Source organism: Rhizobium sp. NLR8a (genome assembly GCF_019685235.1).
Taxonomy (GTDB): Bacteria; Pseudomonadota; Alphaproteobacteria; order Rhizobiales; family Rhizobiaceae; genus Rhizobium.
Genome location: NZ_JABDWI010000013.1, coordinates 179,341 through 201,632, shown reverse-complemented (window position 1 = coordinate 201,632; position 22,292 = coordinate 179,341). Strand labels below are relative to the sequence as shown.

The window sequence follows — 22,292 nt, the reverse complement described above, 5'->3', positions numbered from 1 at the left end:
GGCACACGCCAGCATGTCGTACAACATCAGGAAAGCGTGCATCCTCTGATGCGCGCTTTTTTTCATGCGGATTTCGTGATCCATCCTCGGACGATTGCGGGCACCGACTCCGGCGGAAGCAGTTCGACCAACATGCGCAGCGAGTAAAGCCCGGTCGCGACGATGGCGATGCAGCCGATCACCATGGCCGACCATGACGGCAAGAGCAAAAAGGCCGAGACGACCATCCCCGACGCAGGCAGGAAGAGCAGCGCGTGCCTGCGATTGGCGCGCGACCAGCGGAAGCCGGTGAGGCGACGCACGATCAGGTAAATCAGAATACTATGCCAGACGTAGAGACCGAAAAACGCCATGCCGGCTCCAGTCGTGCCGAGCTTCGCTACGAAGAGCCAAGCCAGCCCCACATGTATCAGCGTTGCTGCGACCTCCGTCCAGAAGAAGATCGTCTGCGCGCCCCTCGCGAGCACGATGAAACCCATCGGCCAGGCGACGATCCTGAGCATCATTCCAAGGCAGATCCAGCGCAGGAGCTCCACAGCCCCATGAAATTCCGCGGAATAGAACATGCTCATCACGAGCGGCGCCAGGGTCAAAGTGGCGATCAGACCGGGGCCGGCCAGCAGCATGCTGATTTCCGCCTGCTCATTGACCAGCCGGTTGCACTCGGCCTTGTTGTCGGCGATTGCGGTCAGGCGCGGATAGAAGTCTGTTCCCATCGCCTGCAGGATGAAACCGGCGTAGAGACCGCCTAACGCCCAGGCTGCCTGGTATAATCCCGCCGCCACAACTCCCCCTTCATTCAGCACGATGATGCGGATGGCATAGGCGGCGCCGAACGTCAGAAGTCCGCTTGCCATGAACGCCATGCCGAGACTGAACAGGGCTTTCGCTTCCCGGCCGAACTGACGCACCGACATGGGCGGTGGCTGCGTGGATATGTGTTTGCTGTACCACCAGGTGGGAAGGACCGAGACGGCCGCGATCGCCACGAGAGAGGGTACAATCGCCTTTTCGCCGAACAGATAGATCAACGGGATGCTGACCATCGTGCCGAAGAGTCCGGAAAGCACGTTGATGCGGGCCAGATTGGCAATGCCCCGCAAGCCTTGGATCAAAGCGGCCTGTCCGGTAGACACTATGCGAAAGAATACGGCAAGGGAGAGCAGTACAATGCCGCCGACGTGCTGGTAGTCGCCGAAAGTGAATTTCGAGACCGGAAGAGCCAACGCCGCAAGCAAAAGCCCGCCGAGCAGCCCGAGCACCAGCGAGATGCGTCTGAGCGCTGTCGCCGACCGCGCGATCCTCTCTCCGTCGTCGGCGCCCGCCGCCTCGGCGACCCGGCGCACACCGCTGCTGCTCACTCCCATACCAGCTATCGCTTGCGCGATATCGAGGATTGCCCCGTAAAGGCCGATAAGCCCCACCCCTTCCGGCCCGAGCAGAACAGCCAGGGCTTTGTTGCGAACGATGCTAAGAGCGACATTCACCAGCGAGGAACCGCCCATCAGCATCGTCGACTTCAGTATTTGGGTATAAGACTGGCCGCTGGGCGGGATCATGCGCAACGTCATCAGATATCCCCAGCGTTTATCCTGTCGGGCTGCATCTCCGACGCTTTACCCTGGGCCTGGCGCCCAACGCAGCTTCGGGGATGCACCGCGCGCGCGGTCTTTTTGCGACCGTCATATCGCTCATGATATTCGAGGCGGCGGGATCTCACCTCCGTAGGTCTCACCGCCGCTTTCACCTTGGTCATGCTTTCGTCGCAGGTCACTGGCTTGTCCGATTTGCGAGCGTCTCTGGCTCCATCTCCCCAGATTGATCGGAGGTGGGCCCGGACGGCTCGTCCGGAATTTGCGGCCGAACAACTCTCACGACGTCACCCGGCGCCAGTGTCGTCGTTTCTGAGGCTTGGAATTGATCGATTCGTCCTTCATTCCGCCGGCTGACGGTAAAAGTGATCGGGAGCTCCACGCTGCGGTTTTTCAAGCCGTCGTCGGCAGCAAGTTGATCGATAAGCAGCTTCTGCGTCATCTCACGCTTCATCTTGAGCTGATCGAGATTTGCCCGTTCCGCCTGCGCTTCGACCGCGACTTCGCTCCGACGCGTGTCGGACAGGCCCTCGAGATTCCGCGTTGTCTCGCTGACTGCCTGACGACCCCGCATGATGGCGGTAACGAGGTCGAGCTTGTCGGAACGGTAGGTCGTCAGCAACCGTTCCAGGTCCAACTGCCTCGACGAGATCGTGAGGCCTTTCTGCACCAGGGACTTGACGCTGGTCAGCTGGTCCTCGACTGATTTGATATTATCGTCGGCGCCCACCAGTTTCTCTTCCAAAGTTGAAATTTCGGTGGTCAAAAGTTCGCGCAATTCCGTGAGCGCCTTTGACTGCCGCTCCAGCGCATTTGCACGAGCTTGAAAAATGACCCTCTCCTCGCTGTATATCCCAGCGGAAAATTGCTGATCGGCCCCTGCCGCCTGATCGAAGGTAATTTCCTTCGCACCGGCCATCTCCGCCTGGAGTCGCGACAGTTTCGCCGTGCTGCGCAGGATAGAATGATCTATTTCCCGCAATTCTCCGACGAGCTTGATCGACTCCGTTTGCAGCGGAGTTTTAGAGCGAAACGGGCCGCCGCTCATCGCTAGGGATTGCAGAACGGTAAGCCCAGGGCGGTACTTATACTCTCCCGGCGTGGTTACGTCTCCCACAACATAGATTGGCGGATATTCGAGAATTTCGATCGTGACCGCGGGTGGCTGAACCAGTCCGATTTTCTCCTGCAGACGCTTGGCGATTTCGTTTGTGAGGTCACTCTTTTTAAGATTGTCGACGGAAAGGGATCCGAGAAAGGGCAGGAAAACCGTGCCCTCATCCGAGACCGTGTATTCGCCACCAAGTGCATCCCATCGTTCGTATTGGCCTTTGGACTGCATCCATTGGACGATCGTCAGACGGATCTTCGTTTGGGGTGCCAAGGATGCGCCATCAGCGAGAGCCGGAGACACGGCTCCGACAAGAAAGGCGAACGCACTGATGACATACGCCGTGCGAAAGAGCAGCTTGGGGATGCGGTGCGATAAATTCATACACATATCTCGCCTGCGAAACATCCTTGCACGGATGCTGATCCAATGCCTTCACGCTGTTCGACCGCCGGCCGGTAGGTCCGACGCCGCATTGTTAGTGTGCAGTCTGGCGAAGGCTTGAGGAAGGTGGAGGTCGTTTGCTTTGCCTCATCAATTTTGATGAGGTGGGGGCGGGTGCCTCAGTCTAAATCGAGCAGGAGCGTATATCTCAGAGAGGTATCATCTTGGAAAATCAATAGCTCATGCACGCAGGAATAGGCGTTCTAGCCGCGAACGACCGCGATCGCATCCTCGTTCCGGATTGAACACGCCGCGATCCCGACGGCTCTTGCCATAGCTCGGCAGACCACCTCCGTTGTTCCTGCTTGGGCGTTTCCAGCGTCAGTGCCGCCATGGGGCGATGGTGGAAGAAGCCACCGCCGCGGCTTGGGCCTTGCACCGAGCGCAGCGAAGCTCCGCGGCCCGCCGGTCTCAACTTTTATTGGTTTATACGATACGGCCGTTGCCCAAAGGATACCGCATGTAGAGCAAAAGGTGTAGGATATACTCGCCTGTTTTTCGGCTATACTTCCAGGCTGGTGTCAAACGATCGCTCATAGATTTGATCTTATAAATTTCGCGAGAGGTGCCTGCCATGTATCGCAACGCCCGCCGGTGGACTTCGCGCTCACTCCTCCTGGACTCGCTGGTGCCCCGGTGGTTCACCGTCGGCGGAAAAGAGAGACCGCGCAAGCCTGCTGAAAAGCATAGGGATAGTGCTCAACTTGCGGCATTGGTGCAAACCGCCGATGGACACAAGCAGGGCACCCTTGTCGACGATCCCTATAAGGATGCGGCCCTCAACGAACATCATGGGCAGAAAGCGCACGTGAACGGCGACTCGGACAAAAACGTCGACGAGCGGCCCTTAACCGACACGATCGCCACGCCTAGCGAAATGAGAATTCTAAGCGGTGACGGGGCCGCGCTGTCGGGTTCTATGCCGAATCTTGCGAGTTTCCCGTGGCACGCGGACGGAGTTGCGTTCGGGACGACATCGTCCCTTCAGCGCACCTATACCGGAATGAGCTCCTATCCCGGAATGAGCTCCATGGGCGACGATCCTCTGGCTGCCTATCTGCCGCAAAGCCCGGCATCGACAGCTTCGGGGGAAGGTGTTCCTAAGGTGGCGGCCGGACGTGCTCATTCGGGCAAGGTCGTTATTCTCGAATCGAGCCCGTCAGGGCAGGCGACCGCGCACGACGCCGGCGCGAATTCGCTGGCCTTCGGCATGCCCTTTGGCGTGTGCGGGTGCGGCTACTTTACCTCACCGACGCGCATCCTCGATTGGGCCCATGGCGGCGCCCTGCTTCAACAGGACGGTCAATTGCCGGGGACCAGGCTGACCGAAGGACCTGACTATGTCGCGACGATCAAGCAGGCCATCGGCGCCTCGATCAGCGATCCGCTTTTCGATCGGGACCTGTCCCCGCTCTCGGGCTGGCGCGGAACCGCAACATGGTCGGACGTGGCGCTCACCAATGGAACCCTGCCAGGCGGGGGAGAGACGGGAACGGGAACAAAATCCAAGGATATAGGTATCCTGTCCGGCTCTGTGACGAAGCCACCTAAGCCTTCTATGCAGGGGTCATCGACAACGCAAAGTCTGGCGGTCACGGCGGCGGCTGCCAGCAATGCGATCGTGCTGGAAAACCAGAAGCAGGGCAATCCGGAGAGCGAGTGGGGCATCAACGGTGCCGGTAGCTCCAACATCGAGGGGTTTGCGACAGACATCAGCGTCGATAACGGAAAGACGATCAGCTTTAAGATCAATACCAACTCCACCAATTACCGGATCGATATCTATCGGCTCGGCTATTACGGCGGCATGGGAGCGCGCAAGGTCGCGACCATGCAGCATACCGGATTGCAGACTCAGCCCAGTCCATTGCGCAATGCCACGACCGGCACAGTGGACGCCGGCAACTGGGCCGTCTCGGCGTCGTGGACGGTACCTGATGATGCCGTCTCGGGCGTCTATATCGCCAAGCTCGTGCGTCAGGACGGTACCTCCGGATCTAACCACATTCCGTTCATCGTGCGCGACGACGACAGCCACAGTGACGTCGTCTTCCAGACCGCGGATGAGACCTGGCAAGCTTACAATGGCTGGGGTGGCGCGAACTTGTATGGCGGCAACGGGCCTGCGACGGGGCAGGGCGCCGGCCGCGCCTATGCGGTCAGCTACAACAGGCCGATTGCCACCCGCGGCAATGTCGGCACTTACGCCGGTCCCCAGGACTATCTGTTCGGCGCCGAATATGCGGGTATCTACTGGCTGGAACAGAACGGCTATGACGTCTCCTACTTGTCGGGTGTCGACGCCGACCGCTATGGCAGCCTCTTGCTCAATCACAAGACCTATGTCGATGCCGGGCATGACGAATACTGGTCGGGACAGCAGAGAACCAATGTCGAGGCTGCGCGCGACGCGGGCGTAAACCTGATGTTCTGGAGCGGCAACGAGGTCTATTGGCGTACCCGCTGGGGCAACGCCTATAGCGCCGACGGCACGCCTTATCGCACCCTCATCACCTACAAGGAGACATGGGCCGGCGGCGATATCGATCCTTCCGACCAATGGACAGGCACCTTCCGCGATCCACGCTTCAGCCCACCGGCCATTGGCGGCGGCAATCCGGAGAATTCGCTGACCGGCCAGTTATTCAAGGTCGATGATGTCGGCAATAATCTTGGCGCCATCACCGTTGGCTATGATGATGCCAACCTGCGCTTCTGGCGTAATACGAGCGTTGCCAACCTCCAGCCCGGTCAGACGGCGACGCTCACCAAAAACTATCTCGGTTACGAGTGGGACGAAGCGCCCGATAACGGTTTCGATCCGGCTGGCCTGGTGAAGCTGTCGTCGACGACGCTTCCGGTCAGCACCTACTTGCTCGATTACGGAAACACGACAGGCAATGCGACGGCGACCCACAATCTGACCCTCTATCGCGCCCCCAGCGGTGCGCTGGTATTCGGCGCCGGCACGGTCTACTGGACATGGGGGCTCAGCGACAATCACGACCTCACGGCGACCCCGACGGACCCGCGTGTGCAGCAGGCAATGGTCAATTTGCTTGCCGACATGGGCATTCAGCCTGGAACGCTGCAGTCCGGACTCACCGCCGCAACCGCTTCGTTGGACCACACTGCGCCGACATCGGTCATCACGGTGCCCGCCACGGCGACCGTTGGATCCACTGTGACGATTACCGGCACCGCTGCCGATACCGGAGGTGGGGTCATCGCCGCGGTCGAGGTTTCGACCGACAACGGGGCGAGCTGGCATCCGGCGACGGGCGATGAGAACTGGACTTATACCTGGCAGCCGCAAGCCACGGGCACCTATACTATCCGGTCTCGCGCAGTCGATGATAACGTCAACCTGGAAACGCCCTCGGCGGGACGAACGGTCACCGTCAGCGGGCCGAGTTACACCTCTCTCTTCGGTTCGGCGACGCCAGCGGTCGTCAACACCAACGATACCTCGGCGGTTGAACTTGGCTTCAAATTCCAGACCTCCGTCGCAGGTACGGTCACCGGCATTCGTTTTTATAAGGGCAGCCAGGATACCGGCACGCATACCGGTTCACTATGGTCGAGTACCGGCACGCGGATTGCGACCCTCACCTTCACGAACGAGACTGCCAGCGGCTGGCAGACCGCCTATTTCACCAGTCCGGTATCGCTGACGGCTGGACAAACCTACACTGCATCTTACCATACGAATACCGGTCACTATTCGTCGACCACCGGCTACTTCACCTCAAATGTAACCAGCGGTCCGCTCACGGCGCCGGCCAGCGGCAATGGCGTCTATGCCTATGGCAGCAACAGCCTATTTCCCACGGCCACCTTCCAGTCGACGAACTATTGGGTCGATGTGATGTTTACCACGTCGAGTTCGAATACGACGCCGACGGCGGTTGCCGATACGGGGGATGCGACCGAGAAGGGCGGGGTGGCCAACGGCTCGGGCGGCGTGGCCGCCAGCGGCAACGTGCTGACCAACGACACCGATCCGGATGCCGGCGATACCAAGACCGTGACGGCGGTCCGCTTCGGGGCGACGTCAGGCACGCTCGGCTCATCGCTGAACGGCACCTATGGCAGTCTCGTGCTCAATGCATCGGGCACCTATACCTATACGATCAACGAGACCAATACCGCCGTCCAGGCGCTGCGCCTGTCCACCAACACGCTGAGTGATGTCTTCAGCTACACGATGCGTGATGCCGCCGGGGCCACCGCTACGGCAAACCTGACCGTCACCATCCATGGCGCCAACGATGCGCCGGTGCTCGCTGTCCAGACGACGACCCAGAATGCCACCGTCGGCTCTGCCTTTTCCTTCACGCTGCCGACGACCACCTTCACCGATGTCGACAGCAACGAGACGCTGACCTATTCGGCAACCGCCGCCGACGGCACGGCGCTGCCCTCCTGGCTGACCTTCAACGCCTCGACGCGCACCTTCTCCGGCACGCCGACGACGTCGGCCACCTATGGCATCAAGGTGACGGCGACTGATCTCGGCGGCCTCGCGGCCAACGAGACCTTCAACATCGCCGTGTCAGTGCCCGGGAATACGACGCCGACGGCGGTTGCCGATACGGGCGATGCGACCGAGAAGGGCGGGGTGGCCAACGGCTCGGGCGGCGTGGCCGCCAGCGGCAACGTGCTGACCAACGACACCGATCCGGATGCCGGCGATACCAAGACCGTGACGGCGGTCCGCTTCGGGACGACGTCAGGCACGCTCGGCTCATCGCTGAACGGCACCTATGGCAGTCTCGTGCTCAATGCATCGGGCACCTATACCTATACGATCAACGAGACCAATACCGCCGTCCAGGCGCTGCGCCTGTCCACCAACACGCTGAGTGATGTCTTCAGCTACACGATGCGTGATGCCGCCGGGGCCACCGCTACGGCAAACCTGACCGTCACCATCCATGGCGCCAACGATGCGCCGGTGCTCGCTGTCCAGACGACGACCCAGAATGCCACCGTCGGCTCTGCCTTTTCCTTCACGCTGCCGACGACCACCTTCACCGATGTCGACAGCAACGAGACGCTGACCTATTCGGCAACCGCCGCCGACGGCACGGCGCTGCCTTCCTGGCTGACCTTCAACGCCTCGACGCGCACCTTCTCCGGCACGCCGACGACGTCGGCCACCTATGGCATCAAGGTGACGGCGACTGATCTCGGCGGCCTTGCGGCCAACGAGACCTTCAACATCGCCGTGTCGACGGCGCCGACGACCTACAGCCTGTTCTCCGCCTCCAGTACGCCGGCCCGGACCCTCAACGATGGTCAGCAGCTCGAACTTGGCGTCAAGTTCACGTCGAACGTTGCCGGGGATGTCACGGGCATCAGGTTCTATCGCAGCGCCAATGACAACGGTCAGAATGTCGTCGACCTTTGGACCACGACGGGAACCAAGCTTGCCACCGCCACCTTCACCACCACCACCGCGAGCGGCTGGCAGACGGTGAACTTCACAAACCCCGTCACCATCGCCGCCAATACCACCTATGTCGCCTCCTATCACACGACAGGCGCTTACGTGGCGACCAACAATTTCTTCACGACCGCCGTCACCAACGGTCCGTTGACGGCGCCGGCCAGCGGCAATGGCGTCTATGCCTATGGCGGATCCGCCACCACAGGTCTTTTCCCGACCAACAGCTACAACTCAACCAATTACTACGCCGACGTCGTCTTCCGGCCGCAACTCGTCGCGTGATGCAAAGGATAAAGTTAGGATCGGGAATGAGGCTTATACGACGCAAATGCGGGTCGCAGAGAGGGGAGCTGCCTCCGCTCCCATTCAAGGGACCGCGATGAACAAGGGCGAGCGGCTCCCGGTGACAGTGCTTGCCGGCTTTCTCGGCGCCGGCAAGACGACGCTCCTCAGTCACGTCCTGAACAACCGTCAGGGCCTGCGTGTTGCCGTCATCGTCAACGACATGAGCGAAGTGAATATAGACGCCAATCTCATTCGCGACAGCGGCTGCAACCTCTCGCACACGACGGAGACGTTGATCGAGCTCAGCAATGGCTGCATATGCTGCACCCTGCGCGATGACCTCCTGACGGAAGTGCGGCGACTGGCCGAAGAGAGGCGATACGACTATCTGCTGATTGAAGGGACGGGCATTGCCGAGCCGCGCCCCATCGCTGCCACTTTTTCCTTCCGCGACGAGAACGGTGTTTCGCTCTCCGATTTTGCCAGACTTGACACGATGGTGACCGTCGTGGATGCCGCCAGCCTCCTGGCTGATTACAGCAGTGCCGATCTGCTTCGCGACCGCGGCATGCAGCGGGACGGCGAGGACCGGCGGACACTCATCGACCTGTTGGTGGATCAGATCGAGTTTGCCGACGTTGTCGTGATCAACAAGATCGCGGACGCGACCGAGGAGCTAAGAGCGGAAATCCGCAAGACGGTGGCTGCGCTCAACCCGGATGCGCACCAGGTGGAGACGGACTTCGGCAATGTTTCTCTTGCAACCATTCTCAATACGGGCCTCTTCGACGAAGCAAAAGCCGCCGCTCACCCGTTATGGCACAAGGAGCTGTACAGCCCGGGTGATCATGTTCCGGAGACGGAGGAATATGGCGTGTCGAGCTTTGTCTATCGCACGAGGCGTCCCTTCGACCCCATGCGGTTTCGAGCATTCTTGGACGAGCCCTGGCCGGGGGTCATCCGCGCCAAAGGTCATTTCTGGCTGGCCACGCGACCGCGTCACGTGGGTCTGATGTCGGCGGCCGGCGCGCAGCGGCGATGCGAACCCATGGGGCTTTGGTGGGCGGCCGTCCCCCGGCAGGACTGGCCGAGCCACCACCAGTTTCGTCAGCAGATCGAGCGCCGATGGGACAGTGCCTGGGGCGATCGTCGGCAGGAACTGGTGTTCATTGGTGTTGACATGGACGAGACAGGCGTCCGCAGCGCGTTGGACGACTGCCTGGCCAGCTCGGATCCGCGGGACTGGTCGGTCCTCGAAGATCCGTTTCCGGCCTGGTAGCACGGCGCAGTTCAGCCGGGTCGGCGAAACAATACCAGAGTTCCTTTTCAACGTGCGTCAGCGCCCAGCCGAGCGCTCTCCGCAGCGTCGCAGCCCTGTCGGTCGGGTGCGCGGCGAGGATCATCATATGGGCGTATGGAGGTACCACCCACATACCCCAGATTGCTGTCGTACGTTCCGTTTCGAAAGCTGGCAGGATGAAGTCATCCAATGCTGGTCGACGGGAAACGGGGACGCCGCTCTTGCTGAGATTTCATGTGCGGAATCGCAAATATCTGACTGCTGCCGGCGGCACGCCATGCGTCACTCATGCTATCACCGGCCGGGCCGCGCTGCTTGGAACTCCAACCGTAGTGTCTTCGAGCACCCAGGGTTCTTCCGGCTTTGCCAATCAAGGCAGCGCAACCGTCCAATCCTCTTTCACCGGCACAGTCACAGCTTCGCTGATGTCATCCGGCGATATGCAATCGTCCCCTGCCTCGTCGATGGCCATACCGGCGCCTGAGGCAGATGGCGGGGCACAAGACTCCACGAAGACGGCGTCGGCTGCGACGGTCTTCCAGACGCCTTCCTCGATATCGCAAGACACCGTGCTTGCCCCGGATCCGTACGAAGAGGCTGCGACGCTGCCTGCCGCGCCTGAGCTGACGGGCATTACCAGCGATGCCGACACCGGAAGCGCCACGACGGCTGTGCCGGTCACTTATTCCAGCAGTCTCGACACGACTTCGTTGCGCCTTCAGGCCTCGATAGCATCCCTCTCGGTGGAGCCGAGCCAGGACGCTCCGACCGACACGAGCGCGGTTTCAGCGCTGGCCGCACCGGCGGTCGCTCCGGCTGCGGTCACGCTCAACAGGATCGCACTCGAAAACCTGAAGCAGGGCAACCCGATCAGCGAGTGGGGTCTGGAGGGCGACGGCAACGGCACCATCCAGGGCTTCGCCACTGAAATCAGCACGAATATCGGCCAGACCGTCGATTTCAAGATCGCCACCGATTCCACGCATTACCGCATCGATATCTACCGAATGGGTTATTACGGCGGGGCTGGTGCGCGCAAGGTCGACTCGATCGAGCAGCAGTTGACGACGGCGCAGATCCAGCCGCATCCGATCGTCGATATGTCGCTCGGTCTCATCGACTGCGGCAACTGGTCAGTGTCCGCCAGTTGGCAGATCCCCACCGACGCCGTCTCGGGCGTCTATTTTGCCAAGCTGGTGCGCGAGGATGGCACCGAGGATGCCAGCATCATTCCCTTCGTCGTGCGCGACGACTCCTCGCACAGCAACATCGTCTTCCAGACCTCGGACACGACCTGGCAGGCCTATAATGCCTGGGGCGGCGCCAGCCTCTATTATGGCGAGGTCCCCGTCGATCCGGCCGATATGATCGGCTACCTGCCGCCGAACTGCAGCTGCGGTCTGACCGCCATCGGCCGCGCCTCTGCAGTCAGCTATAACAGGCCGATCATCACCAATACGAGCCCGGTCGGCGGCTCGCACGATTTCGTCTTCGGCGTCGAGCATTCCGCTATCCAGTGGCTGGAGCAGAACGGCTATGACGTTTCCTATATTTCCGGCGTCGATGCTACGCGCAGTGGCAGCCTCCTGCTGAACCATGATGCCTTTCTGTCCGTCGGCCACGACGAATACTGGTCGGCCGAGCAGCGCACCAATGTGGAGGCCGCGCGCGATGCCGGCGTGAACCTCGCCTTCTGGAGCGGCAACGAGGTTTATTGGAAAGTCCGGTGGGAAAGCAGCATCGACGGCAGCGGCCAGGCCTACCGCACCATGGTCTGCTACAAGGAGACCTACGGCACGAGCACGGACCCGAGCAATGTCGGCACCGGCACCTGGCGCGATCCGCGTTATGCCGATCCGGGGCAGGAGCCGGAGAATTCGCTGACGGGCACGATGTTCCAGGTGGACAGCTACCGCCAGGATACGATCTCCATCCCCTACGACTATTCGAACCTTCGCTTCTGGCGCAATACCGATGTGGCAGAGCTTCAGGAGGGTGAAACCTACAATCTGGTGCAGAACCTGCTCGGCTACGAATGGGATTCCGATGTCGAGAATGGATTCCGTCCGGCTGGACTGATCGACCTGTCGCTCTCCTCGGTCGCGGTGAACACCTACCTCCGCGATTACGGTTCCACGATCGGCGATGCGGTGGCGACCCACAGCCTGACCATGTATCGGGCGGCAAGTGGCGCGCTCGTCTTCGGCGCCGGCACCGTCTTCTGGTCCTGGGGGCTGAATGATCAGCATCAGGGGCCGGCAACGCCAACCGATCGCAACGTGCAGCAGGCGATGGTCAACATGTTCGCGGACATGGGCATCCAGCCGACGACGCTCGATGCGAGCCTGATCCTCGCGACCCAATCGACCGATACGCTGAAGCCCACCTCGTCGATTACCTCGCCCATCGTTGGCGCAAGCTTCCTCGAAGGGCAGCACGTGACGATCACTGGAACGGCGCAGGATTTCGGCGGCGGCATCATTGCCGGCGTCGAGGTTTCCACCGACGGCGGCCAGCACTGGTTCAAGGCCACGGGCCGCGAGAGCTGGACCTATAACTGGGTCGTCCAGGCGAGCGGCACCTATACGATCTTGTCACGCGCCGTCGACGACAGCGTCAATCTGGAGGCGCCATCGGCCGGCAAGCAGGTCACCGTTACGCTGCCGGGCACGCAGGGCCTCTGGACACTGGCCGAAAAGCCCGCGACCGAGACGGCGGTCGATCGCGATTCCGTCGAGCTCGGCCTGCGCTTCCAGGCGACGACGGCAGGCTCGGTGGAGGGGATCCGCTTCTACAAGGACTTCTACAATATCGGCGAACATGTCGTCAGCCTCTGGAGCAGCACCGGGACACTGCTGGCGACCGGCGTATCGACAGGTGAATCGCTCTCTGGCTGGCAGACGGTGATGTTCTCCAGCCCGATCCAGATTGCGGCCGGCACGACCTATGTGGCCTCCTATCACAGCAACGGCTACTACTCGATGACTGCCAATTATTTCAGCGAGCCCTATGCCAGCGGCGCGCTGAAGGCCGTCGATGGAGGCGGCGTCTACGCCTACGGGACCACTGCCGGCACATTCCCCGGCCAGAACCCCGGCGGTACCAATTACTGGGTGGACGTGGTCTTCGATGCCGGCCCCAACAGCCAGCCGGTCGCGACCGACGACAGCGGGCTGATCATCGGCCACAACGGAACGCTTGTCATCTCCATTGCCGCACTCCTGGCAAACGATACCGATCCCAATGGCGATGCGATGACCATCACCGCCGTCGGCAATGCCGTCAACGGCACGGTCGCTCTCAACAAGCAGACCGGCGCCATCACTTTCACGGCGGCCAACGATTACTCAGGCCCGGCGAGCTTCACCTATGCGCTGTCGGACGGGCGCGGCGGCACGGATCAGGGCAATGTCAGCCTGACCGTTCAGACTGGTTCGGCCGGCGAGACACTGTTTACGGCGAGTGAGGGACCCAGCGGCGGCAGCTTCAACGACAATACGGCGATGGAACTCGGAATGAAGTTCGTCGCTTCCTCAAACGGCACGATCTCGGGCATCCGCTATTACAAGGCTGCCGGCGATACCAGTGTGCACACCGGCTCCATCTGGAGGGCCGATGGCATGCTCGTCGCCACGGTCACCTTCACCAACGAGTCGCTTTCCGGCTGGCAGACCGCGAACTTCGCCACTCCGCTGCAGATCACGGCGGGTGCGACCTATGTCGCCTCCTACCACACGACCGGCACCTATGTGGCGACCTCGAACTATTTCAACGCGGCGCATACCAACGGCTCGCTGACGGCGCTTGCAGGCAGCAATGGCGTCTACGCGGTCGGATCGGGCTCGACCTTCCCGACGTCAAGCTACCAGTCGACGAATTACTGGGTCGACGTCGTCTTCAACCAGTCGGCGGGCAATACGGTGCCGGTCGCCGCCAATGACAACGGCTATACGACCTATACCAATACGGCTCTGTCGATCGCCGCTGCAAACCTGCTCGCAAATGACAGCGACGCCGATGGCGACCCGCTTGTCATCACCGGCGTCAGCGGCGCTGTCAACGGTTCGGTGTCCTACGACAGCCAGACGCAGACCGTCACCTTCACGCCGACGGCAGGATATACCGGGCCGGCAAGCTTCAGCTATTCCATCGCCGACGGTCAGGGCGGCACGGCATCCGCCCAGGTTTCGCTTGCCGTCAACTCCCAGGCAAGCGAGCAGAACGTCTTCAGTGCCAATGAAACGCCCGCAGTCGTCTCCGTGAACGACAATCAGCCGGTCAATCTCGGCATGAAATTTCAGGCAGACACGGCAGGCTGGGTCACGGGCCTCCGCTTCTACAAGGGCGCCGACAATATAGGCCCGCATAACGGTTATCTCTGGACCGCCTCGGGCACGCTGCTTGCCAGCATCACCTTCAGCAACGAAACGGCAAGCGGCTGGCAGACTGCCACGCTCACCCAGCAGGTCGCGGTCGAAGCGGATACGGCCTATGTCGTTTCCTACAGCACGAACGGCAATTACTCGGCGACGGGCAATTACTTCAGCACCGAGAAGACGAGCGGCGACCTCAGGGCGCTCAGCGGTGACAACGGTCTCTACGCTTATGGATCGAGCGGGTTGTTCCCGACCAGCAGTTACAACAGCACAAACTACTATGTGGACGTGGCGTTCAAACCGCAGCTCGCGGCGTAAAGGCGAGCGGGGGTATCGATGACGGGTGCAGACAATCGACTTCCGGTGATGGTCCTGGCGGGGTTTCTCGGCGCCGGCAAGACGACTGTCCTCAATCATGTCCTGAACAATCGCGAGGGACGCCGGATCGCCGTGATCGTCAACGACATGAGCGAGGTGAATATCGATGCCGATCTCGTCCGTGACGGCGGCGCCAACCTCTCTAGGACGGACGAAACCCTGGTCGAGCTCACCAACGGCTGCATCTGTTGCACATTGCGCGACGATCTCCTGAGCGAGGTCCGCCGCCTCGCCGCCGCCGGCCGTTTCGACTATCTGCTGATCGAGGGTACGGGTATCGCTGAGCCCCTGCCGATAGCAGCGACCTTCTCCTTCCGTGACGAGAGTGGAGCAGCACTCTGCGATGTCGCACGGCTCGACACGATGGTTTCCGTCATCGACGCGGTCAATCTTCTCGCCGATTATGCCAGTGCGGAGTTTCTGAGCGATCGCGGCCAGAGCCGTGATGGAGACGACGAGCGCAAGCTCGTCGAACTCCTCGTCGAACAGATCGAATTTGCCGACGTCGTCATCATCAACAAGGCAGGCGACGTGCCGCCCGCAATGCTCGCGGAAGTTCGCCGGGTCGTCGCGGCGCTCAATCCGGATGCCCGTGTCATCGAGGCGGTCTTTGGCCAGGTGCCGCTTGGCGCAATCATGGATACCGGGCTCTTCAGCGAGGTCAGGGCCGCGCGCCATCCGCTCTGGCACAAGGAGCTTTACGGCTGGGGCGATCATGTGCCGGAGACCGAGGAATACGGCATAACAAGCTTCGTCTATCGCAGCCGCCGGCCTTTCGATCCGGCACGGCTGGGCCGCATGCTGGAGCAGCCATTGCCCGGCATCATCAGGGCAAAAGGTCATTTCTGGCTGGCGACCCGACCGGACGAGATCGGCCTGCTGTCGATCGCCGGCACCCAATGCCGCATCGGTACCAGGGGTTTCTGGTGGGCCTCGGTGCCGCGCGCGCACTGGCCGCGCCATCCGCAATTCCGCCAGTTGCTCGACCGGCATTGGGACGATGTCTGGGGCGACCGCCGCCAGGAACTGGTCTTCATCGGCTCCGGCTTCGATGAGAGCGCCATCCGCATTGCTCTCGACGAATGCCTGACTGGGGAGGAGAGGGGTTTCGATCCCCAGACCGCCGTCGGTCTTCGCGATCCGTTTCCGCCATGGCGGCACGACACGCACGCATCGAACCGAAAAATGTGAAGCGGTTTTCGGATAATCCGATGCGTCGACTCAAAGGTGAACAGGTTTTGATTATCAACCAGAGGAGAGAACAATGAGCAGCGAACTTTATGCAGACGGTATCGGCGAAATCACCGTCACGGGAACGATCGTGCGCATCGACCTGATGTCGCTCTCGGCCACCGATCGTGACGCCAACAACAATCCGAAGCCGGTTTTCCGCCAGCGCATCATCATGCCTGTCGATGCCTTCGCCAATGCGGTCGACCTCATGCAGAAGGCGCTTGGCGGTTTGGTCGAGGCGGGTGCGGTTCGTCGCATCGGGGAGATGTCGGCTGCCGCCGCCACCGATATCCAGCCGGCGCAGGGTGCTTCAAACGCGTCGCCGAATTTCAACTGACAACAGGCAAAGCCTCGGTCTCGTAGTGTTTCGGGTGGGCCATGAGTGGTTTTCTGCATACCAATCTGCATTGTCTTGCGCTCGTCGCGCGTCATCACGGCGTCGATCTTTCGCCTGAGCGACTGCAACACGATTATGCCGTCGGCAACGATCCGGTGGCCGTGCGGCAAATGCTCCGGATGGCCAAGGATGCCGGCCTGAGGGCCAGGCATCTGACGCTCGACTGGCGAGGCATGTTCCAGCTCGGCGAGGCTTTCCCGGTGCTTGCCGAACTTTCGAACGGCAACTGGGTGGTCATCGCCGGCGCTCTCGGGGAGGGCGAGGATGAGCGGATCCGCGTTCTCGACCCGCTCGCCACCCGTCCCGAAGTCATGCTGCTGAGCGAGGAGCAATTCGCCAAGGCCTGGCTCGGATCGGTGGTGCTGCTGAAGCGCAACTATCGCATGTCGGATGAGGACCGGCCCTTCGGCTTCCGCTGGTTCGTCCCCGAAATCATCCGGCAGCGCAGCTTCTTCCGCGATGTGGCGCTTGCAGCCTTCGTGCTCTACGGGCTGGGGCTGACGACACCAATGTTCTTCCAGCTCGTTATCGACAAGGTGCTCGTGCATCAGAGCTATGCGACGCTGACGGTCCTGACCGTCGGTATCGCGGTCGCGCTCGTTTTCGATGCGACCTTCAGTTTCCTGCGCCGTTATCTGCTGCTCTATGCCACCAACAGGATCGACATCCGGGTGGCGACGCGCACCTTCGGCCATCTGCTCAACCTGCCGATCGCGCTCTTCGAGCAGGCCTCGGCGGGCGTTCTCGTCAAGCATATGCAGCAGACGGGACGCATCCGCGAATTCCTGACCGGCCGGTTGTTCCTGACGCTTCTCGACGGCGTATCGCTCTTCGTCTTCGTGCCGATCCTGCTTCTCTACAGCGTCAAGCTGACGCTCGTGGTGCTCGGCTTCGCAGCCCTCGTCGGGCTGGTGGTGATGATGCTCGTCGGGCCGTTCCAGCGCCGCCTGCAGGCGCTTTACCAGGCCGAAGGCGACCGGCAGGCCCTCTTGGTGGAAACCGTGCACGGCATGCGCACCGTCAAGTCGCTGGCACTGGAGCCGCGCCAGCGCAAGGTGTGGGACGATTATTCGGCGCAGTCGATCTCAGTGCGTTTCCGGGTCGAAAAAATCTCCACCATCGCCCAGTCGATGACCGGGCTTCTGGAAAAGCTGATGAGCGTGGCGATTATCGGCCTCGGCGCGCTCGATGTCTTCAGCGGCGCGATGACGATCGGCGCGCTTGTTGCCTTCAACATGCTCGCCGGCCGCGTCTCGGGGCCGCTGGTGCAGATCGTCACCATGGTCCACGAATATCAGGAAGTAGCGCTTTCGGTGCGCATGCTCGGCGAGATCATGAACCAGCGGCCGGAGCAGGCCGGCCGCGGCCGAGGCGTGCGACCGCATCTGCATGGCCGCATCGAATTCGACAGGGTCACCTTCCGCTATGCTCCCGATGCGGCGCCTGCGCTCGACAATGTGTCCTTCGCCATTCCGGCGGGCTCGGTCTTCGGCGTCGTCGGCAAGAGCGGGTCGGGCAAGACGACCATCACCCGGCTGATTCAGGGCCTCTACCAGAGCCAGGAAGGGCTGGTGCGCATGGATGGCTATGACAGCCGCGAAATCGACCTCGTGCATCTCAGAACCAGCATCGGCGTCGTGCTGCAGGATAATTTCCTGTTTCGCGGCACGGTGCGCGACAATATCGCCGCCGCCAAGCCGGATGCCAGTATCGAGGAAATCATGGAGGTCGCACGCATCGCCGGCGCGGAAGAGTTCATCGAGCGGCTGCCGCGCGGCTTCGACACAATGCTGGAGGAAAATGCCGCCAACCTCTCCGGCGGCCAGAAGCAGCGGCTCGCCATTGCGCGCGCGCTGATCACCGATCCGAAGCTCCTGATCTTCGATGAGGCGACGAGCGCGCTCGACCCCGACAGCGAGGCGATCATCCGCGAGAATCTGAGGCGTATCGCTGCCGGGCGCACCGTCGTCATCGTCTCGCACCGGCTTTCGACGCTTGTGGATGCCGATGCCATTCTCGTCATCGATCGCGGCAAGGTCGCCGATATCGGCCGGCACGATCAGCTGGTGTCGCGCTGCATGACCTATCGCCACCTGTGGGCACAGCAAATGAGGCAGGTCGCATGAACGCGCGTGTCAGAAAATCCAGCGAGAACCTGCCAATTCCATCAGACAAGGGTGCCTCAGACCATGGCCCTTCAGACAAGGGGCCGCCAGGCAGGGGCGGGCAGCTCGTCGCTCGCCCGCCGCTGCCGCCAGCAATTGCCGAATTCCAGTCCGACGCCGTCGAGCTCGAGGAACGTGCTCCGCCGCGCGTTGCGCGCATGACGCTCTATTGTGTGACGGCGCTGATTGCTGCGATCATCATCTGGGCCTCCGTCTCTGATATCGATGAGGTGGTGATTGCGCCCGGCAAGCTCGTCACCACCCAGCCGACCATCGTCGTCCAGCCGCTCGAAACCTCGATCATCCGCACGATCGATGTGAAGGCCGGCGAGGTGGTGCATGCCGGCCAGACGCTCGCAACTCTCGACGCCACCTTCAGTCAGGCCGATGTCGACCAGCAGCAGGCGAAGTTCTCGGCACTCGACGCCCAGGTGAAGCGCATCGAGGCGGAATTAGCCGGAGACGACTACACGATGATCGCGGGAACGACGCCCGACGAGATGCTGCAGGTGCAGCTCTTCGGCCAGCGGCGCGCCTTCTATACGGCGCAGCTGCAGAATTTCGAGCAGCAGATCGCCGGCCAGTCGGCAGCGCTTGCCGCGGCCAAGAACCAGGAGGCCGTGCTCATCGACAGGCGCGACACGCTCTCGCAGATCGAAGGCGCCCGCACGCGGCTCTACGACAAGCAGAGCGGCTCGCTGATCACCATGCTCGGCTCGCGCGACGCCCGCCTCGACGTCGAGTCCGATCTGACCGCCGTGCGCGGCAAAGCCGACGAGGCGGCGCATGCCTTTGCCAAGCTGAAAGCCGACCGCCAGGCCTTCATCGAGGATTTCCGCCGCGCCGCGATGGAACAGCTGGTGGAGCTGCGCGGCCAGCGTGACATGGCCGACGAGGAACTGAAGAAGATGGAGCTGCGCCGCAACATGGTGTCGCTGACAGCACCTGCCGATGCCGTCGTGCTCGATCTCGCCCAGCGCTCTATCGGCTCCGTCGTGCGTGAAGCCGAACCGATCGTCACGCTGGTGCCGATCAACGTGCCGCTCGAAGCGGAGGTGTCGATCAACACCCGCGACATCGGCCGCATCGCCGTGGGTAAGGAGGCTCGCATCAAGCTGGACGCCTATCCTTTCCAGAAATACGGCACCGCGTCGGGCGAAGTTCGCACCATCAGCCAGGACACGTTTATGACCGGCCAGCAGCAGGAACAGGCTGCCACCCCAAGCCAGCCGGCAGCGCCTTTCTTCAAGGCTCGCATCCTGCTTGCGGATACGAGGCTGAACGCCTCGGATATGCCGGTCAGACTGCTGCCGGGCATGACCGTGTCCACAGAGATCAAGGTGGGCAACAGGACCGTGATCTCCTATTTCCTTTACCCGCTGCTGCGTGGCCTTGATGATGCCATCCGGGAACCGAACTGAGGGAGCTACGAGGTGTAGGCGAGGGGCCTCCAACACACGCCGGCGATGGGGGTGGCGCAGGATTCCAGGCAGCCGCCCCCAAACCGTTCGGGTATCGGCGGGTGCCGCATCCGATATTCAGATCCGCGAATGTCGTGAGAAAGGCGACGCGTCCCCAAACCTCCCTCCCTACGCTTGTCACGCGAATCCAGCCTTCGCGCGTCTGCGCGGTGAATGACACCAACTTGCAGGCTGATCAGGCCCTTGTTTGGGGCGCTGATCGAGGGGAAGTCGGAGTAATGGGATGGCATTGTCGAATGCTCTTGAGCTATTGCCGGTGGGCTGTACAGTTTGTTGCCGAAACGATCTCCAATCTGACGGGAGTAACAGGTGGAACCAGATGCGGCGGGTATAGCCGATATCCGTGAGGCCATTGGCGAAGAGTTCGGGCCTGACGGATTGTTTTACAACATGCGGAAAATGAAGTTTCTCAAGATCGCAGCCGTCAGGACGCTAGAGGTAATCCGTCGTATCGATGCAGAATCCTACGATGAGGCGAGCAGGAAGGAGCTGGCCTTACTGATCTGGGAACTGCCGTCGCTAATGCTTTTCTGGCGGGACAGATGTGTGGAGACTGAGGGAGACGAGCTCGAGATTGGGAGATATGCCCTCGAAATCAAGCGGCTCATCGATGAGAAAATGCATGCTTTGTTAAACCCGGATACAGCGACCTATCGGGAATCGAGGGCACGGAAGTATCCGGAGTAATGTGTGGATGGACGCAGCGAGGGGGGGAGCTGTTCGCTCCACCCGTGACATCGGCGTTGTGTGTGGCGGCAAGAAAGCTCGCATAAGCTCGATGTCTATCCCTTCAGAAATCGGCACGGCCTTGGGCGAGGGCAGAGCGATCAGCCAGGATATGTTCCTCGCCGACCAGCACCAGGAACAGAGCGCCGCCCCGAGGACCGGCAGAAGTTCTTCGAGGCCGGCATCCTGCGCCTTCCGAACATCAATCCGACCAATCGACCTATCGGCAAGTGGCGAGAAAAGCGCGAATTGCTGCAGGGATAGTACCGAGATGGAGGAGGGGCGCATGTCCTTGCCCCTCGGCGGTATGAAGGATCAATCCGGGATGAAGGCGGGCCATTTCGCTCGCGGTTTCCTGCGAAAGCAGCGGTGAGTTTTCGCCGCGGATCAACATCAGCGGAAAGCGGCTCAGGCTTTCGAATTGTGCCCAGAGATCGGGCAGCGGCTGACTGAAATCGATCGATCTCAGCGCCTCTGCGATCGCCGAATCGAAGTCGGCGACGGGCCTTCCGTCGACGTCGCGATAAAGCGCAAGCGCCATCTCGCGCCAGTCCTCGGCTGCAAGCGCGGTAAACGAGGCGCCGTGATTCTCCTGCGCTATATCGGCCGCCTCTTTCCAGTCGGCCGGCTTTCTGCCGCTGTTGAGATAGTCGCGGATGAGCGCCAGCCCGTCAGCCTCGATCGCAGGTCCGATATCGTTCAGGACCACGGCTTCGAGAAGATCCGGCCGTGTCGCCGCGATCAGATGCAAAATCAGTCCGCCACGCGACGTGCCGATGAAGATCGCCCGCGCGATGCCGAATGCAGCGCAGGCGGCTATGATGTCGCCGGTCTCGACGGCGAGATTGTAATTGGCCTTGTTCTCATCCCATGCGGAATTCCCACGCCCGCGCGAATCGAGCGCGATCACCCTGCGCGGGCCTGTCTTGTCGCGGCAGAGAAGCAGCGCCAGCGGATGAAAGTCCCGCGCATTGCGGGTCAGGCCGGGCAGGCAGATCACCGGTGGCCGTTCGGCGGCTGCCGCCGACAGGGGCCGGTAGTCGCGGGCATAAAGCCGCAACCCATCGGAAGAAGAGTAAAATCGTTCCTGGAACTCGCCTTCATCCATGTTCGGCATCGCATCCCTCGAGACCTGTCTGATCCCGAAGATCTAGAGCCTTTCCGGGTTAGATTGAAGCATTCTGTTGGCTCAAACGGAGTCGGATAGTCGACCGGCCGGCGCGCGTCGTAGCCCAGCTCTACGGCCAAGCCGGCCGGTCGATCAGCCGGCCTGTTTCAGCCAACCCTCCCGCAGATTGCCAGGCAAATCTGCAAGACCATGGAATCGCCGGACGCACTTATCGCTTCGCCAC

Annotated in this window: 11 protein-coding genes; 8 read left to right on the top strand and 3 right to left on the bottom strand. The window is 61.5% G+C overall.

The features are described from left to right. Positions 1 to 62: 62 nt before the first annotated feature. Both HJC04_RS24540 and HJC04_RS24535 read right to left on the bottom strand, forming a co-directional pair. The gene (locus tag HJC04_RS24540; protein ID WP_221147328.1) at positions 63 to 1,571 is read right to left on the bottom strand and encodes an O-antigen translocase; all 1,509 of its coding nucleotides are present in this window, start codon (positions 1,569 to 1,571) and stop codon (positions 63 to 65) included. Between the two features lie 199 nt (positions 1,572 to 1,770). Continuing rightward, positions 1,771 to 3,087, bottom strand: a complete 1,317-nt coding sequence (locus HJC04_RS24535; protein WP_221147327.1) for a polysaccharide biosynthesis/export family protein — start codon at positions 3,085 to 3,087, stop codon at positions 1,771 to 1,773. A 634-nt stretch (positions 3,088 to 3,721) separates the two neighbouring features. On the opposite strand from HJC04_RS24535, the gene HJC04_RS24530 reads away from it, so the two are divergent. The 8 genes from HJC04_RS24530 (at position 3,722) to HJC04_RS24495 (ending at position 20,901) form a co-directional block, all read left to right on the top strand. Further along, positions 3,722 to 8,881: a DUF4082 domain-containing protein gene (locus tag HJC04_RS24530; protein ID WP_221147326.1), complete on the top strand. Its 5,160-nt coding sequence runs from the start codon at positions 3,722 to 3,724 to the stop codon at positions 8,879 to 8,881. 97 nt (positions 8,882 to 8,978) lie between these two features. Beyond that, positions 8,979 to 10,163, top strand: a complete 1,185-nt coding sequence (locus HJC04_RS24525) for a GTP-binding protein (protein WP_210628498.1) — start codon at positions 8,979 to 8,981, stop codon at positions 10,161 to 10,163. A 197-nt stretch (positions 10,164 to 10,360) separates the two neighbouring features. Next, a complete protein-coding gene (locus tag HJC04_RS24520; protein ID WP_221147325.1) occupies positions 10,361 to 14,878 on the top strand; it encodes a DUF4082 domain-containing protein in 4,518 nt (1,505 codons plus the stop codon). Positions 14,879 to 14,896: 18 nt separating this feature from the next. Beyond that, a complete protein-coding gene (locus HJC04_RS24515) occupies positions 14,897 to 16,129 on the top strand; it encodes a GTP-binding protein (protein ID WP_210628496.1) in 1,233 nt (410 codons plus the stop codon). 73 nt (positions 16,130 to 16,202) lie between these two features. Then, positions 16,203 to 16,508 (top strand): hypothetical protein, encoded by a 306-nt coding sequence (locus tag HJC04_RS24510; protein WP_210628495.1) that lies wholly within the window; start codon positions 16,203 to 16,205, stop codon positions 16,506 to 16,508. Between the two features lie 41 nt (positions 16,509 to 16,549). Then, entirely contained in the window at positions 16,550 to 18,694 is a 2,145-nt protein-coding gene (locus HJC04_RS24505; RefSeq protein WP_221147324.1) for a peptidase domain-containing ABC transporter, read from the top strand. Beyond that, on the top strand, positions 18,691 to 20,154 hold the full coding sequence (locus HJC04_RS24500) for an HlyD family type I secretion periplasmic adaptor subunit (RefSeq protein WP_221147323.1): 1,464 nt from the start codon (positions 18,691 to 18,693) through the stop codon (positions 20,152 to 20,154). Before HJC04_RS24505 ends, HJC04_RS24500 begins: the two co-directional genes overlap by 4 nt. Positions 20,155 to 20,523: 369 nt before the next feature. Continuing rightward, positions 20,524 to 20,901, top strand: a complete 378-nt coding sequence (locus tag HJC04_RS24495) for a hypothetical protein (protein WP_221147322.1) — start codon at positions 20,524 to 20,526, stop codon at positions 20,899 to 20,901. A gap of 259 nt (positions 20,902 to 21,160) precedes the next feature. Here the strand turns inward: HJC04_RS24495 and HJC04_RS24490 are convergent, their stop codons facing one another. Further along, the gene (locus HJC04_RS24490) at positions 21,161 to 22,057 is read right to left on the bottom strand and encodes an alpha/beta fold hydrolase (protein ID WP_221147321.1); all 897 of its coding nucleotides are present in this window, start codon (positions 22,055 to 22,057) and stop codon (positions 21,161 to 21,163) included. Positions 22,058 to 22,292 lie beyond the last annotated feature (235 nt).

What these genes read in the sequence shown, in the direction of transcription:
- HJC04_RS24540 (WP_221147328.1), bottom strand. Translation starts at nt 1,571, where the DNA reads ATGACGTTGCGCATGATCCCGCCCAGCGGCCAGTCTTATACCCAAATA.
- HJC04_RS24535 (WP_221147327.1), bottom strand. Translation starts at nt 3,087, where the DNA reads ATGAATTTATCGCACCGCATCCCCAAGCTGCTCTTTCGCACGGCGTAT.
- HJC04_RS24530 (WP_221147326.1), top strand. Translation starts at nt 3,722, where the DNA reads ATGTATCGCAACGCCCGCCGGTGGACTTCGCGCTCACTCCTCCTGGAC.
- HJC04_RS24525 (WP_210628498.1), top strand. Translation starts at nt 8,979, where the DNA reads ATGAACAAGGGCGAGCGGCTCCCGGTGACAGTGCTTGCCGGCTTTCTC.
- HJC04_RS24520 (WP_221147325.1), top strand. Translation starts at nt 10,361, where the DNA reads ATGAAGTCATCCAATGCTGGTCGACGGGAAACGGGGACGCCGCTCTTG.
- HJC04_RS24515 (WP_210628496.1), top strand. Translation starts at nt 14,897, where the DNA reads ATGACGGGTGCAGACAATCGACTTCCGGTGATGGTCCTGGCGGGGTTT.
- HJC04_RS24510 (WP_210628495.1), top strand. Translation starts at nt 16,203, where the DNA reads ATGAGCAGCGAACTTTATGCAGACGGTATCGGCGAAATCACCGTCACG.
- HJC04_RS24505 (WP_221147324.1), top strand. Translation starts at nt 16,550, where the DNA reads ATGAGTGGTTTTCTGCATACCAATCTGCATTGTCTTGCGCTCGTCGCG.
- HJC04_RS24500 (WP_221147323.1), top strand. Translation starts at nt 18,691, where the DNA reads ATGAACGCGCGTGTCAGAAAATCCAGCGAGAACCTGCCAATTCCATCA.
- HJC04_RS24490 (WP_221147321.1), bottom strand. Translation starts at nt 22,057, where the DNA reads ATGCCGAACATGGATGAAGGCGAGTTCCAGGAACGATTTTACTCTTCT.